Annotated in this window: 13 protein-coding genes; 9 read left to right on the plus strand and 4 right to left on the minus strand. The window is 65.7% G+C overall.

Annotated features, from left to right (window positions below; genetic code table 11):
• Window positions 1–42: 42 nt before the first annotated feature.
• A complete protein-coding gene (locus M1E05_RS16615) occupies window positions 43–1,713 on the plus strand; it encodes a thiamine pyrophosphate-binding protein (protein ID WP_461163618.1) in 1,671 nt (556 codons plus the stop codon).
• A gap of 13 nt (window positions 1,714–1,726) precedes the next feature.
• Here the strand turns inward: M1E05_RS16615 and M1E05_RS16620 are convergent, their stop codons facing one another.
• Window positions 1,727–2,797 (minus strand): methyltransferase, encoded by a 1,071-nt coding sequence (locus M1E05_RS16620; RefSeq protein ID WP_461165270.1) that lies wholly within the window; start codon window positions 2,795–2,797, stop codon window positions 1,727–1,729.
• Between the two features lie 368 nt (window positions 2,798–3,165).
• Between M1E05_RS16620 and M1E05_RS16625 the strand changes: the two genes are divergently transcribed.
• The 5 genes from M1E05_RS16625 to M1E05_RS16645 all read left to right on the plus strand — a co-directional run bounded on the left by M1E05_RS16625 (window position 3,166) and on the right by M1E05_RS16645 (window position 7,865).
• Entirely contained in the window at window positions 3,166–4,122 is a 957-nt protein-coding gene (locus M1E05_RS16625; protein ID WP_461163619.1) for a lipid kinase, read from the plus strand.
• Window positions 4,123–4,222: 100 nt separating this feature from the next.
• Window positions 4,223–4,606 carry a DUF1304 family protein gene (locus M1E05_RS16630; protein WP_461163620.1) on the plus strand — a complete coding sequence of 128 codons (384 nt, stop codon included), beginning with the start codon at window positions 4,223–4,225 and terminating at the stop codon, window positions 4,604–4,606.
• A gap of 145 nt (window positions 4,607–4,751) precedes the next feature.
• Entirely contained in the window at window positions 4,752–5,777 is a 1,026-nt protein-coding gene (locus tag M1E05_RS16635) for a DUF808 domain-containing protein (RefSeq protein ID WP_461163621.1), read from the plus strand.
• 336 nt (window positions 5,778–6,113) lie between these two features.
• Window positions 6,114–7,352: an MFS transporter gene (locus M1E05_RS16640; protein WP_461163622.1), complete on the plus strand. Its 1,239-nt coding sequence runs from the start codon at window positions 6,114–6,116 to the stop codon at window positions 7,350–7,352.
• Window positions 7,353–7,442: 90 nt separating this feature from the next.
• Window positions 7,443–7,865: a VOC family protein gene (locus tag M1E05_RS16645; protein ID WP_461165271.1), complete on the plus strand. Its 423-nt coding sequence runs from the start codon at window positions 7,443–7,445 to the stop codon at window positions 7,863–7,865.
• A gap of 12 nt (window positions 7,866–7,877) precedes the next feature.
• On the opposite strand, the gene M1E05_RS16650 is transcribed toward M1E05_RS16645, so the two are convergent.
• The 3 genes from M1E05_RS16650 to M1E05_RS16660 form a co-directional block, all read right to left on the minus strand.
• Window positions 7,878–8,717 (minus strand): sucrase ferredoxin, encoded by an 840-nt coding sequence (locus tag M1E05_RS16650; RefSeq protein WP_461165272.1) that lies wholly within the window; start codon window positions 8,715–8,717, stop codon window positions 7,878–7,880.
• 98 nt (window positions 8,718–8,815) lie between these two features.
• Window positions 8,816–9,976: a cupin domain-containing protein gene (locus tag M1E05_RS16655; RefSeq protein ID WP_461165273.1), complete on the minus strand. Its 1,161-nt coding sequence runs from the start codon at window positions 9,974–9,976 to the stop codon at window positions 8,816–8,818.
• A gap of 41 nt (window positions 9,977–10,017) precedes the next feature.
• Window positions 10,018–10,302 (minus strand): hypothetical protein, encoded by a 285-nt coding sequence (locus tag M1E05_RS16660; protein WP_461163623.1) that lies wholly within the window; start codon window positions 10,300–10,302, stop codon window positions 10,018–10,020.
• A 296-nt stretch (window positions 10,303–10,598) separates the two neighbouring features.
• On the opposite strand from M1E05_RS16660, the gene M1E05_RS16665 reads away from it, so the two are divergent.
• The 3 genes from M1E05_RS16665 (at window position 10,599) to M1E05_RS16675 (ending at window position 13,975) form a co-directional block, all read left to right on the plus strand.
• Entirely contained in the window at window positions 10,599–11,429 is an 831-nt protein-coding gene (locus M1E05_RS16665; RefSeq protein ID WP_461163624.1) for an SDR family NAD(P)-dependent oxidoreductase, read from the plus strand.
• 120 nt (window positions 11,430–11,549) lie between these two features.
• Window positions 11,550–12,248: a hypothetical protein gene (locus tag M1E05_RS16670; protein ID WP_461163625.1), complete on the plus strand. Its 699-nt coding sequence runs from the start codon at window positions 11,550–11,552 to the stop codon at window positions 12,246–12,248.
• 173 nt (window positions 12,249–12,421) lie between these two features.
• The gene (locus tag M1E05_RS16675) at window positions 12,422–13,975 is read left to right on the plus strand and encodes a serine hydrolase domain-containing protein (RefSeq protein WP_461163626.1); all 1,554 of its coding nucleotides are present in this window, start codon (window positions 12,422–12,424) and stop codon (window positions 13,973–13,975) included.
• The last annotated feature ends 13 nt before the right edge of the window (window positions 13,976–13,988 follow it).

The following is a 13,988-nucleotide window of genomic DNA, read 5'->3' on the forward strand; positions in this document are numbered from 1 at the left end:
GACTCTCTTGCCTATCTGTGAAGCAGGCCACATGATTCCTGCATGACTTCAATTACCGTCTCCGGCCGCGTAGCGCAGGTTCTCAGCAGCTATCTCAGCGACGTCTTCGGTGTCATGGGCAACGGAAACGTCTACTTCCTGGACGCCGCCGAAAAGCTGGGCCTCCGCTTTTCCGCCGTCCGCCATGAAGGCGCCGCCATCGCCGCGGCCGACGCCTACTACCGTGCGTCAGGCCGTCTCGCAGCAGGCACCACCACCTACGGCCCCGGCTACACCAATGCACTCACCGCCCTCGCAGAGGCGGTCCAGGCGCAAACCCCCGTCGTCCTGGTCACCGGGGACGCCCCGAGCAGCGGCGCCCGGCCCTGGGACGTGGACCAGGCGGCCATCGCCGCGGGTCTCGGAGCGGCCACTTTCACCGTCACCCGCGAATCTGCGGGCTCCATCACTCAGCAGGCGGTGGAGTACGCGCTCACCAAGCGGACCGCCGTCGTGATTGCCATTCCGTATGACCTCGTGGCGCTCGAGGCTGCCGAAGAGGAGCTTTCCGGGCCGCTGGCACCGGCGAGTGACGACGTCGACGGCGGCCTCCTGCAGGTCGCCAGCCTGCTCGCCGGGGCGAAGCGGCCGTTGATCCTCGCCGGCCGTGGTGCCCATCTCGCCGGAGCCGGTCCGGAGCTCGGGGAGCTCGCCGACCGTCTGGGGGCACTGACCGCCGGAACCGCCCTTGCGCTCAACCTCCTCCAGGGCGAGGGATACCTCGGCGTCGCAGGCGGCTTCGGCACGGATACCGCGGCCGGGCTTATGAGTGAGGCCGATGTGGTCCTGGTGGCCGGGGCGAGCCTGAGTCAATTCACCATGCGGTTCGGGCATCTCCTTGGCCCGGACAGCACTGTTATCCAGATCGACACCGCCCTGCAGCCGACGCACCCCCGGGTGGATACCTTCGTCCGTGCGGATGCCAAGTCTGCTGCCGGACACATCCTCCGGCTGCTGGATGGCCCGGCCTCGCCGGACATCAGCCACAGAGAGGCCTGGCGTGCGGAAGCCCGCACGCGCCTGACCGAAGGCGCGGCCCATCATCCGGGCTCCGCCGAGACCCCGGACGGCCGGCTGGACCCGCGCTCCCTCGCCACGGCACTGGATGCCATCCTTCCGGAGCGCCGCACAGTGGTCCAGGACGGAGGGCACTTCCTCGGCTGGGCACCCATGTACTGGCGCATCCCGCGGCCCCAGGACCTGGTGATGGTGGGGACCGCCTACCAGACCATCGGGCTCGGCCTTGCCAGCGCCGTCGGGGCAGCCCGCGCAGTGGAGGACGGCCGCACCCTGGTCCTGGCCTCCGGCGACGGCGGTTTCCTGATGGGCCTGTCCGACCTCGAGTCGCTCATCGCAGCGGCGAGCAGCGCCGTCGTCGTGATCTACAACGACGCCGCCTACGGAGCCGAAATCCACCAGTACGGCTCCCAAGGCCTGACCGAAAAACCCATGCTGATCCCCGAAGTGGACTTCAGCGGCATTGCCCGCGCGCTCGGTGCCGAGTCGGCGATCATCCGTTCGCTGTCGGACCTTGCAGAGCTCCAGGACTGGATCGACGACGGCGCCAAGGGAACCTTCGTGGCCGACTGCCGGATCACAGCGAGCGTCCGGGCCCCGTGGCTGAGCGAGTGGATGGAGGCCTCGCAGGCGGCGAAGGCGGTTGTGGCGGGCTAACCCGTTCTACGGACTATCGGCGAACAAGCCGCCACAGCGACGTGACCTCGGCCGTGCGCGCCTCGAACAGAGGATCATCACGGTCCGATGCCTTCGGATGCGTTGGCTTAGCATCCAGCCGTTCCACCACCTTCAGCCCAGCCGCCGTGATGGCGGCCAGCAGGTCGTCACGCGTCCGCAGGCCGAGGTGCTCGGCCAGGTCGGAGAGGACAAGCCAGCCCTCACCGCCCGGCTCCAGATGGTCGGGGAGTTCGTTCAGGAAGCGGAACAGCATCCTGCTTCCGGGGTCGTAGACGGCGTTGTCCAGGGTGGAATGCGGCGTGGCCGGAATCCAGGGCGGGTTGCACACGATGAGGGGCGCCCGCCCGGGCGGGAACATGTCGGTCAGGACGGCCTCAGCACGGTCCTGGACGCCGAGGTTCCGGAAATTCTCAGCGGCGCAGGCGATTGCACGCGGTTCGTTGTCCGTCGCCACCACGCGGTGGACGCCACGGCGCGCGAGGACGGCAGCGAGCACGCCCGTGCCGGTTCCGACGTCGAACGCCAGTGTGTCAGAGGGCAGCGGGGCGGCGGCCACGAGATCCACATACTCGCTCCGGGTGGGGAAGAACGTGCCGTAGTGCGAGTGGATGCGATCCTGCAAAGCGTCGACATAGACGCCATTCCGCCACCATTCGTAGGCGCCGATGGCGCCCACAAGCTCCTGCAAGGACACCACGGAGGATTCGCCGATGTCACCGTAGGCTGCAGCGGCGGCCTCCCGGATGTCGGGTGCGCGGCGCAGCGGCACCACCGGGCCCTGGTCAAGAGGTACCAGCAGCAGGCCGAGAATGCGTGCACGATGCGAGGCGGACTGGCGGTGCCGGTAGAACTTTTCGGCCGGAGTTCCTGATGTCTTTCCGGCCCCTATCCGCCGGTCCAGTGCGTTGAGAATCTGCCGTGCGTTGTGGAAGTCACCGTGCCAGAGCATCGCGATCCCCTGTGACGCCATCCGGTACGCATCATCGGCGGTGAGGGAGTCGGAGACCACTTCGACGCGCGTCGGCGCCGGCCTGCCGTTCGCCGAACGCCATCGCGCGGTCATGCTGACACCAGCCTCGGCCCAGGTCACCACGGCGGGCTCATCCACCGCAGCCGTCCGCGAGGACTCGGGGGCCGACGTCGGGATTCCCACGGGAGCTGGCTTGTCGCTAGTGATAAAGATCCGTTCCAAGCGTGAGAGGAGCCGATCGGCGACTGACGATTGCGGCGGTGATTCCACGACGTGGATGGCTGCGGCCCAAGATTCCGGACCGTCATCCGGCCGCGAACCGAGCTTGGTCGATGGCCTCTGTGGCCATTCAACCTGCATTGTCAGGATACAGGTGTGCCGTGGCCGCCGAGCGCGCGAGTCCTGGATCCCACCCAGTCCCCTAAGGGAATTTCATAGGTCAACCGCCTAGCATGTCCCATATGAAAGCTGCCCGGGACGCCCGCTCCGCCGCCGTCGTCATCAACGCCGGATCACGCCGAGGGGCGGCCCACGAACTTGCGGTGGACACGATGAGAAATGCAGGCGTGCCGGTCTCCGCCGTGCACCATGTGCTGTCGGGAGCAGAGCTCGCCGGGACGCTTGACCGGGTGGTTGCGGACGGGCACGACCTGATCGTTGTCGGTGGCGGCGACGGGACTTTGACGTCCGCCGCCGGCCGCGTCGCCGGAACCGACGTTATGCTCGGCGTTCTTCCACTGGGCACCGCCAACGACTTCGCCCGCACGCTGGAGATACCGAATAATCTTGCCGAGGCGTGCGCTACCGTCGCAGACGGGAAGGTGGTGGACATCGACCTCGGCCGGGCCAACGGCGAGCCATTCCTCAACGTCGCGTCCGTTGGCCTCTCGGTGGCTGTTACCGAAGCTCTCAGCCCCCGCCTGAAGCGGTACATCGGGCCGCTGGCATACGCCATTGCCACCCTGAGCGCTTATGCCCGACACAAGGCGTTCCCGGCCCGTCTCGAGTTCCCCGATGGAGATCACGAGCCGCTGGAGTTCGAAAACCTGCTTCAGGTGGCCGTCGGCAACGGCCGGCACTACGGCGGCGGCAACACGGTCTCCCCCACGGCCGGGATCGACGATCACACCCTCGACATCTACGCCATCCTGGCGGGGCCGCTCCGTGAGCACGTGAGTATCGCCCGGCTGCTCAAGGACGGCAGCTTCATCAAACACGACCGGGTGCACCACCTGACCAGCCGACGTGTCCGGCTGGTCACCGAGCAGCCGCTGCCCGTAAACCTCGACGGCGAAATCGCGACCACCACGCCCACCGACTTCACCGTCCAGCGCAACGCCGTCCACGTCGTGGTACCTCAGAGCAGCACCAGCGCGCTGTTCGACGGACCGGGCGCCGGGAACTGGCCGCCCGTTTAGAAAGTCTGTTGGCTCACGGCTCTTGAAGGCCCTTGCCTCAACCGCCTATCCTGCACGGAAAGGCAGCGTGATATGCCGGTCATCGCTTGGGAGCGTGCGGATGAACCTACTGAGTCAGATCTTCGCCGGGGCCACCGCCTTGGCCCTGATCGTCGTCGGCCTTCTCGAGATTTTCGCTCACGGCGACCGCCGCTTTTACCGGATCTTTCTGATCAAACCGGAAGATGTTCAGGCCGTCCGGATGTGGGCGATGAACATTGGCGCCTACAACATCGCCTTTGCCCTGGGCATCGCCACAGGACTGTGGATGCTGAACTTCTCCGGCAATGCTGCCGGCGGATCAGCAATCGTGATCTTCTGCTGCACGGCCCAGGTCCTCCTCGGCATCTGGCTGTGGATTACAGAGAAGAGGCTGCTCACCAGCGCTATCGCACAGGCGCTCGGTCCAGGCCTGGCCCTGGTCTTCTACCTGTTCTTCCGATGATCCCGGAATGCATCACAGCAGTTAACGCATGCCACTTCGGTTCGATGGCTGCCCGCCGTCGATATACTCCAAATATGCCGATTACACGCCTCGACAGGGGCATTCACACTCAGCCGTCCGCCCTCGAGCCGTACGGGGACGACCTATGAGCGGCGGTCTCGTCGCCCTGCTGGACGACATCGCAGCCCTGGCCCGCATAGCGGCCGCCTCGGTGGACGACGTCGCTGCCGGAGCGGCCAAGGCGGGGGCCAAGGCCGCCGGCGTCGTAATCGATGACGCCGCCGTCACCCCGCAGTACGTGTCCGGGGCGGACCCGTCCCGCGAACTGCCCATGATCAAGCGGATATTCTGGGGTTCGCTCAGGAACAAACTGCTGATCATCCTGCCGGCCCTGCTGCTCGTCAGCGCCTTCGCCCCCTGGGCCATCCCGTTCATCCTCATGCTGGGCGGCACGTACCTCTGCTACGAGGGTGCCGAGAAGGTCTGGCACAAGATCCGCGGCCACCACACCGCGGAGGAAGAAACGCCGGCGGTCGAACGCGGCCCGGAGGCCGAGGCCAAGGTCATCAAGGGCGCCATCACCACCGACTTCATCTTGTCCTGCGAAATCATGGTCATCTCGATGAACGAGGTGGCCGCAGATTCCCTGTTGTCCCGGGCTACTATCTTGGTGGTTGTTGCCATCGTGATCACGGTGGCCGTGTACGGCGCCGTCGGACTGATCGTCAAAATGGACGACATCGGCATGCACCTGGCCGCGAAAAATTCCGCGGGTTCCAAGCGGGCCGGCGAGCTGCTCGTCAAGGGGATGCCCGCCGTGCTGACCGCGATAACCTTCGTCGGGACCATCGCGATGCTTTGGGTTGGTGGCCACATCATGCTGCAGGGAGCATACGACCTCGGCTGGCACGGCCCGTATGACATAGTCCATGTCCTCGAGCACCCTTTCGAGGGGATCGCGGTTGTGGGCGCCTTCCTGGCCTGGCTCGTGAACACTTTGTGCTCGGCCGTCATCGGACTCGCCTGGGGCCTCGTCGTCATGGCGATCGTGCATCCGCTGCTGAAAGCGCTGCCGTTCGGCAAAAAGAAGGGCGGGCACGAGGAGGGCGACATCCGCGCCGAACTTGCCGGCTATCGGCCGACGAAACGTAACGCTGATCCCTCGCCTTAGCTCGTATTCACCGGGGGAAAGAATGATGCCCGGCGACAACTGACGGCTACCCCATCGCCGCGGGGTGGCCGTCAGTTTCAGTTAGCTGCAGGTGTTAGTGCTCGGCTTCTCGAGTTGTAGCCGAGTCCCACCCTACGCGTGCCGCCTCCCAGGGTGACGGCCCGAAGGGTCATCAGCGTCTAAGCCGAGTAGGTCCTGCGTCCGGCAGGTGGAGTGTCGATAGTCACTGCCTCTGGACCGGGAGAAGGCGTAAACGTCGGGTAAAATTGAGGGAGGAATTGTTCGGCCAGCAGCGCCCGGTTCCCTCCTCTCCCCCTTGAATGGAACCCCTCCCCCATGTCCTCCGCGATTTCCGCGCCGGCGCCCCAGCGTTTCCCGTTGGCAGCCATGATGGTCCTGGCCACCATCGCCTTCACCGCCATCACCACTGAACTGCTTCCCTCCGGCCTGCTCCCCCAGATCAGTGCCGGCCTGAACGTGTCCGAGCCGGTTGCCGGTTACCTTGCCGCCGCCTACGCCGCCGTCATCGTGGTCACCGTGGTGCCCGCCGCGCGGCTGCTCGGCAGAGTACCGAAGCGGCCCCTGCTCGTGGCGCTCGTCCTGACGTTCGCACTCAGCAACGCCCTGGTGGGCCTCGCCCCCGACTTCACCGCAGCGATGGGAGCCAGGCTGGTTGGCGGCCTGGCCCACGGACTGCTCTGGACCACCGTGGCCCCCTATGTCACCCGGGTGGTCCCGGCCCATAAGTTAGGCAAGGCCCTGGCCATCGTCTTCAGCGGCAACAGCCTGGGCCTGGCAATCGGGGCTCCGATCGGCACCGCACTGGGCGGTTTCCTCGGCTGGCGCGCGTCATTCCTGTTCCTCGCCGGCTTCAGTCTGCTGCTCGCCGCCCTGGCCTTCTGGCTACTGCCGTCCTCCCGCCGCGCCGCCGGCGAGGCCCGCCCCTCGCTGCGCAAGGCCATCGCCCAGCCAGGAGTGAAGCCCATAGCCATAGCGTGGCCGCTGATGATCCTGGCCCACTTTGCGCTCTTCACCTACATCGCCCCCTACATCCGCGACGCCGGCCTGCCCGACTACGCCATCAGCCTCGGACTCACAGTCCTGGGTGTCTCGGGCCTGCTCGGCATCTGGATCGCCGGACTCACCGTCGATTCCCATCCCCGCCGTTCGCTCCTGATCACGACGGCGGCAGTCTCCGTCTCGATGCTCCTGTTGCCGTTTGTGGGTGGCAGCCTTCCCTTTGCCCTGGTGCTCATGACGGTCTGGGGCGCAGGCCTCGGAGCCATCGGCATCTACAACCAGTCCGCAATCCTCCGGGCTGGCCGGGAAAACAAAGACGCCGCCAACGGCCTCACTGTCCTCACCATCCAGCTGGGCATCACCATCGGCGCCCTCTATGGCTCCGCGGCCCTTCTCGTCGCTGGCCCGCTGCTGGTGCCGGCTGCCGCAGCGCTTCCGGTCATCGCCGCCCTGCTCGTCACCTTCGGTGGCAAGACGGCTGCCTATCCGCCGGGCCCGCGTGAATCTCTCTGGAAGAGGCCACGGCCGGTCGACGAATCCGAGGGCAGGCGCTAGACGGACGGCCGCTACGGCTGCAGAACCAAACGATATGCGCGGGGGTTAAGCATCCCCATTTTGGGAGCGATGCTTTAGGGTGGTCGCATGATTCATCCCCGACTCGATTTCATCACCCTCGGCGTACGCAACGTGGACGCTTCGCGCAGATTCTACGCCGACGGCCTTGGCTGGCCCATCCACAAGGAGGTTCCCGGCGAAGTGGTGTTTATTCAGGTCAACCACGGCCTGATGCTGTCCCTCTGGGATGCCCGGCAGATGCAGGCCGAGGCGGGCGTGGATGCTCCCGGAGGCGTTCCCTGCTTCATGTTCAGCCACAACGTGGAAAGTGCCAAGGACGTAGACAGGGTGTTGTCCGAGGCCGAACTCGCTGGGGCTACCATCGTTGCGCCATCTAAGACCCAGCCTTGGGGCGGATGCGCCGGCTACTTCGCCGATCCAGATGGCTTCCGCTGGGAGGTGGCCTTCAATCCCACCTGGCGAGTGGACGGCGAAGGAAATGTCACCGTCTAAAACACCAGTCCTTCAGCCTGCCGAGATAGAAGTGACCTCGTAGACCAGGGCCGAGCTCATGGCTGTTCCGCGGCAGGTCAGCTGGTGGGGCTGGGCGCGGCGGGCCTGCAGTTCGACGTCGACACGCGCCGGGTGGGGCGGGCGCCCGGTAATGCTGATCCGCCAGTAATCGCCGTCGCGGAAGGTCCCCGCGACCAAATAGTCATTCCGACCGGCCGGGCCGAAACGGCTTAGCATGGCCGCGACTGCGGCCTGCTGCGCTGGGAAGAGATCCGTGTAGCCGCGCAAATACTGCGCGTGGATACGTCCGGCGAGGTGTTCTTCGATGGTGGCGACAGATGATTCGGCATCCAGACGGCCGTAGTAGACGCCGTCGGGCGCGACAACGACGTTGCCTGCGAACCTGTCACCGCCTACGTGCGAGCACTCCCACACGAGCTCCGGCCAGCGCTCGCTCAGTGCACGTCCAACGGGCCGCCCCCAGACGGCACAGCATTGGTCGCGCTGACTGTGGGTGCAGACCAGGATGACGGGCGGATGGCTGAGCTCTCCGGGGCTGCTGAGGGCAGAGGCAATCTCGGCCAGATCCTGATCCTTGCTCCACGTTCCCCACTGCTGGCGATAGGCGCCGGAGTCCTCATGGCGCAGTACGGCCCAATGGCTCTGACCCTCACGCCGGCGGGGGCCTGGCCGCCTCACCAGCAGCACCCGCGCCCGCGCCGCCTTTGCCGCGGAGAGCACGAGTGCTTTGGTCTCAGGCTCGACGTCAAGCCCCTCGAAGCCATTTAGCGGCCACCCGCCCCGGTACTCGATGAGGACCCAGACAACGCCATGCGACGCCGTGCCTGCAATCGGGTCGCCGCGCAACCGTGCGCTTTCAGAGCAGAAGAAGCGCTCCGGGGCCGCCACTGCGGCGGAGTCACTGTTTAGATCACTGGTCAAATCACTGTTCAAGGGGAAACGAGGACCCCCGCGCGCAAAAGTCTTTCAACGAGTTCGACGCCGAGATCACCCGCGGTGTGAATCTCCCCGTCGAGGAGGCGCGTCACGGACGGCAGATCGGTCTCCGGGAAGTCGAGCCAACCCACGCGCGTGGTCAGTCGCGATCCCTCCAGCCGTGCTTCCAGGGCATCGCGAAGCCGCACCACAGACTGGGGGCTTAGGCTGTTGACGGCCGCGAGCTGGGCCAACGGACCCAGCGGTGCCGGGCGAGCCTGTCCTCGCCGGGTGCGGTGGAACAGGGCAGTGGAATCAGCTTCAGCGAGGGCAGCGGCGAGGTGCTCGCGGACGACGTCGATCTCGGCACCCGGCCCGTCAACGCCCAACGGCAACGTACGGCGCATCTCGGGATCGTCGCCCAGCGCTGCAAGGGCGGCCTGCGCGAGCTGTTCGGCCAACGCGTAGCGGGTCCAGCTGTGGACTCCGAGCGTGAGGTGGATGGAGACCTCGCCCTGCGCCTGCGCGGCATGCAACCAGCCACGCGGCAGGTAGAGGACATCCCCTGGCTCGAGCACAGTGTCAATGTAGGCCTCGCCCTTCGCGGCGTCGGCGACGGCGGAACGGCGATCGGTCCAGGGCTGATCACGCAGCGGGTCCGGGTGGACGGGCTCGTGAATGATCCAGCGCTTGGTGCCCTCAATCTGCAGAACGAAGACGTCGTGAACGTCATAGTGATCGTCGAACCCACGGTTCTGGGGCGGCGTGATGTAGGCATTGGCTTGCACGGGATGCCCGAGCTCGGTGCTCAGCCTGCTGCTGAAGTCCGCGACCGGCTCCCACGTGCGGTGCAGAGCCTGCAGCACGAGCGTGGCACCGTCGGCGAATTTCCGCCAAAGAGCGGTGTCGTCGAGCTGGTCGCCGATGGTGGCGCCGACGCCGGCGGGAGAAGTGAATGACGAGTCCGGAAATGTAGTGCCGCCCTTGGCGACGCGGAGAAAAGGTGTGCGCAGTCCCCGGCGGGAGATCATTTCGTCCGCGGCGTCGGCAGAGAACAGGTCGGAGAAGTCGCTGATGCCACGCGTGAGCAGCGCTGTGCGCCCCCAGATGTCCCCAGCGAACCTCTCACGGCCAACGTTAATAAGACGTGTCTCCAGGACCCCGGCGCCTTCCATGGCGGCGGGGTCCTGAAAGTCAGTGCGGGTAGTGCTCAAATTCACATGCCCCGTTCTGCGGCTCCTCCGTCAGCACCGCCGTCAGCACCGCCGTCGGCTCCGCTATCGGCACCGCCGTCGGCTCCGCTGTCCGCACCACCAGCGGCTCCGCTGTCAGCACCACCGTCGGCTCCGCTATCGGCACCTCCGTCGGCTCCGCTGTCGGCACCTCCATCGGCTCCGCTGTCAGCACCACCGTCGGCTCCGCCGTCGTGCATACCTGGGACGCCGGCCGCGCCACCGTCGGCGGGGCCTTCCTGGTTCGGATCCTGCTCTGGACTGGTCATGCTTCCTCCCGAGAATCGAATCACTAGGATCAGCTCCGTTTACCGGCACCTGATCACCCAACCGGGCGATCCTTTAGCGACACCGCCCGTGATCACACTAACGGCACGGACCTACTGCGGAACAGTCCTTTTGCACCTCTGAAGTCAGAATCTTAGGGGGCCGCTCTTGGGGCGGCGAGCGCCGCCGTCGTACTCTCCCGCTGTATGCAGCAGATGCGTTGTTTTCCGGCTGACCACGCCCTACCGTGAAGAGACCGTCAGCCGAACTGACCACCTCATCACCGCGGGAGCAAACCATGGCGAGACTGACCGGCCGGACCGTGCTGATCACCGGAGCGACCGACGGCTTGGGCTACGCGCTTGCCCACCGGCTCGCGGACGACGGCGTCGCACTGGTTCTGCATGGCCGTCGGCCCACCGCCCTCAAACAGACCGCCGACGACGTCCGCCGTCACGGCGTCGAGGTGTCCACTGTGCTGGCCGACCTGGCCGAGCTCGACCAAGTACGCACCATGGCCGATGAACTCACCGCCGCTGGAATCAGCATCGACGTCCTGGTGAATAACGCTGGAGTCGGCGTCGGGCAGCCTGACACCACCACACGGGCCAGCACCGTCGATGGCAACGAGCTGCGGTTCGCCGTGAACTACCTCGCGCCTGCACTCCTGATGGCCCGGCTCCTCCCGGCCATGCGGCAACGGCCGGGATCGCGGATTGTGAACGTCGCGTCCGCGGGACAGCAACCCATCGACTTCGACGACGTCATGCTCACCCATGGGTACGACGGAACCCGTGCCTACCGGCAAAGCAAGCTCGCGCTCGTCACCCTCGGGTTCGTCCTCGCGGAGCGGGTCCCTGCACGTGAGGTGACTATCAACAGCCTCCACCCTGGGACCTACATGCCAACCAAGATGGTGCTGGAATCAGTGGGCCGCAGCATCGACACCCTTGAAACAGGGGTCGAGGCCACCGCACGGCTTGTCGGCGATCCGGGCCTCTCTGGCACGACCGGCGAGTACTTCAACATCACCCAGCCTGCCCGCGCCAACGCCCAGGCCTACGACAACACTGCCCGTCAGCGGCTGATCGAGCTCACAGAATCCCACATCGGCCAGCCCATTCTCTGAGGGCCGTCGTACGCTCCCCCGAAGGTGCCGCACCGCCCAGACCCATCCCGCTCCCCGCGTGCAACGAATCACAAGCAACCAGCGGGAAAGCCTCGTTGGCCCCTGACGAAGGAGTCAATTGTGAATCGAAATATCAAGGTGGCCATCGGGGCTTCCGCCGCTGCACTGGTCGCCGCCGCATCGCTGGGAGCGGGGCCGGTCCTGGCCCAGAATTCCAAAGGGTCGGAAAAGACCGTCACCCTCACCGCCGACCTGAAAGAGCTGAATGGCTCCGGTGCCTCCGGCACTGCAACGGCTGTGGTGAGTAACCAAAAAATCAAGCACATCGAGGTTCACGCCCACGGCCTTAGTCCTGATGCCCCGCACGCGCAGCACATTCACTACGGCGAGCAGGCCATGAACGAGTGCCCCACGCTCGCACTGGACAGCAATGACGACGGACGCATCAACACCGTGGAGGGCATCCCCGCCTACGGTCCCGTCGTCGTCTCCCTTAACACCACCGGGGACACCACTCCTGCCAGCTTCCTGGACGTCAGCCGGTTCCCCGTCTCCACGGACGGCAGCTATGACTACAGCCGCGACAACATCGAGTTCACGGATGTTGCAGGCACCGGCTACCCGGGCCCCGGCGGGTCAGGCACAGCCAAGCAGATCGCCGACTCCATCCGCGCCGGAGAAGGTGTCCTGGTAATCCACGGACTGGATTACGACGGGAACGGCACCTACAACTTCAGTGACCCTGAAGGGGCAAGCGAACTTGACCCGAACCTCCCGGCAGAAGCGACCGACCCCGCGGCGTGCGGCGTCCTGCGCTAAATCCACCGCCCAACCGCCCCAGGCTAAACCCCCGATGGCCCGTCCTCAAAGACGGGCCATCAGTCTGTTTGCTGGCAGCAGTTCGAGCACAGCAGCGCGCTCGTCGGGGTTTATTGTTTTCGGCTTGGCCACGCCCTACCGTGAAGGAACGATCAGCGGAATGCGGGTGGGGCATGCGAACTAGTTCTTGGTCACCGCGACGCCTTCCGTCGTGCTTTCTGGTTGTCCTTCTCTTCGGCGGCCTCAGCGTGGCCGCCGAAGAGCCCGCAACCGGACCTGGCACTGCTACTGAGCAGGGCTACGAAGCATTGGACCGCTTCCTGCAGGAGCAGATCGACGGTATCGGCATTCCGGGAGCTGCCGTCGTCGTCGTCCAGCACGGTGTCCAGGTGCACTCGGCTGCATTTGGCAACGCTGACTCCGGACGGCCCATGACAGTACAGACCCCGGTGCTGCTGGCTTCAACCACGAAGTCCCTCACCACCATCGCGGTGATGCAGCAGGTCGAGGCCGGCCGCCTTCAGTTGGACGAACCCGTCCAGACCTACCTGCCCTGGTTCACCTTGAAGGACAGCCGCAGTTCAGAGATCACCGTCCGGCATCTGCTGCATCAAGCCAGTGGAATGGCTACCAAGGACACTGCGTTCGAAGCCTCCACCGCCCAGGACCCTGCCGCGCTCGAAGAAGGTGTGCGCGCCTTGTCAGATTCCGCTCTTGCGGGCTCCCCGGGTGAAGCTTTCGGGTACGCCAACGCTAACTTCAACATCTTGGGTGTCCTGGTGCAGACGGTCTCCGGGCAGCGGTTCGGGGATTACATGGATCAGCACGTCTTCGAGCCCTTGGAAATGGCGCATGGCCATACGACCCGGGCCGACGCCCGCGAGGACAACATGGCTGCCGGTCATTCGCTGTGGTTCGGCTCATTCTGGCTTCAGACCGAGGTACCCGCGGGCACCACCGGAATGCCCTCCACCACCATGTTCGCCTCGGCCGAGGACAAGAGCCACGAGCTGATCGCTCTGCTGAATGAGGGCCTTTACCGCGACCGGCGCATCCTTCAACCCGAGAGCGTGGAGGCCATCCTTGAGCCGCGGGTGCGGATTGACGAGTCCAAGGAATACGCCATGGGATGGTTCACCCGGCCGCTGGTGGAATCCGTCGATCCTAGACTGCAACCCGATCCTGACACCTTGCCCTTGCTGGTGGAGCATCAAGGGGAATGGGGCAATTCGCACACTTACCAGGCCTTGGTTCCAGCCTCCGACCTTGGCGTCGTCCTGATGATCAATGGGAACGACACGTCGGCCCCGTCCCGGCTCAAGGCCATCGATACCAACGTTCTGCGCATCCTTCACGGGCAGTCCCCCATACCGACGGTGGTGCCCGAGGACTGGCTGCAACGCTACAGCTGGGCGGTCTCGCTGGGGCTCCTGCTGGCCGAGCTGCTGAGCTTGTGGCTTTCCTTCAGGGTTCTCCTCCGTCGGGATCCCCGGGCCCGACGGCGGTGGCCGCCTCTAGCGCTAGGTGCTGCCGCGTTGGTCCTCGACGGCTTCGCGCTGTGGCTGTGCTTCATCTACGCGCCCACCAAGTTCGACACCAGCCTGGCCGTCATCGTCCGCCAGTTCCCCGACGTCGGGCTCACTCTGGTGCCGGCGCTCGCGCTGGCCATTATCTGGCCGGTCCCCCGTACCCTGTGGCTGCTCGTGAAGATGCGGGCACGTTCATAGCTGCGTCGGGCAG

The organism is Arthrobacter sp. R4-81 (assembly GCF_054792365.1).

Coding starts and splice junctions, on each gene's coding strand:
- M1E05_RS16655 (WP_461165273.1), bottom strand. CDS start 9,976: ATGGAAGGCGCCGGGGTCCTGGAGACACGTCTTATTAACGTTGGCCGT.
- M1E05_RS16625 (WP_461163619.1), top strand. CDS start 3,166: ATGAAAGCTGCCCGGGACGCCCGCTCCGCCGCCGTCGTCATCAACGCC.
- M1E05_RS16675 (WP_461163626.1), top strand. CDS start 12,422: ATGCGAACTAGTTCTTGGTCACCGCGACGCCTTCCGTCGTGCTTTCTG.
- M1E05_RS16635 (WP_461163621.1), top strand. CDS start 4,752: ATGAGCGGCGGTCTCGTCGCCCTGCTGGACGACATCGCAGCCCTGGCC.
- M1E05_RS16630 (WP_461163620.1), top strand. CDS start 4,223: ATGAACCTACTGAGTCAGATCTTCGCCGGGGCCACCGCCTTGGCCCTG.
- M1E05_RS16665 (WP_461163624.1), top strand. CDS start 10,599: ATGGCGAGACTGACCGGCCGGACCGTGCTGATCACCGGAGCGACCGAC.
- M1E05_RS16620 (WP_461165270.1), bottom strand. CDS start 2,797: ATGACCGCGCGATGGCGTTCGGCGAACGGCAGGCCGGCGCCGACGCGC.
- M1E05_RS16615 (WP_461163618.1), top strand. CDS start 43: ATGACTTCAATTACCGTCTCCGGCCGCGTAGCGCAGGTTCTCAGCAGC.
- M1E05_RS16640 (WP_461163622.1), top strand. CDS start 6,114: ATGTCCTCCGCGATTTCCGCGCCGGCGCCCCAGCGTTTCCCGTTGGCA.
- M1E05_RS16660 (WP_461163623.1), bottom strand. CDS start 10,302: ATGACCAGTCCAGAGCAGGATCCGAACCAGGAAGGCCCCGCCGACGGT.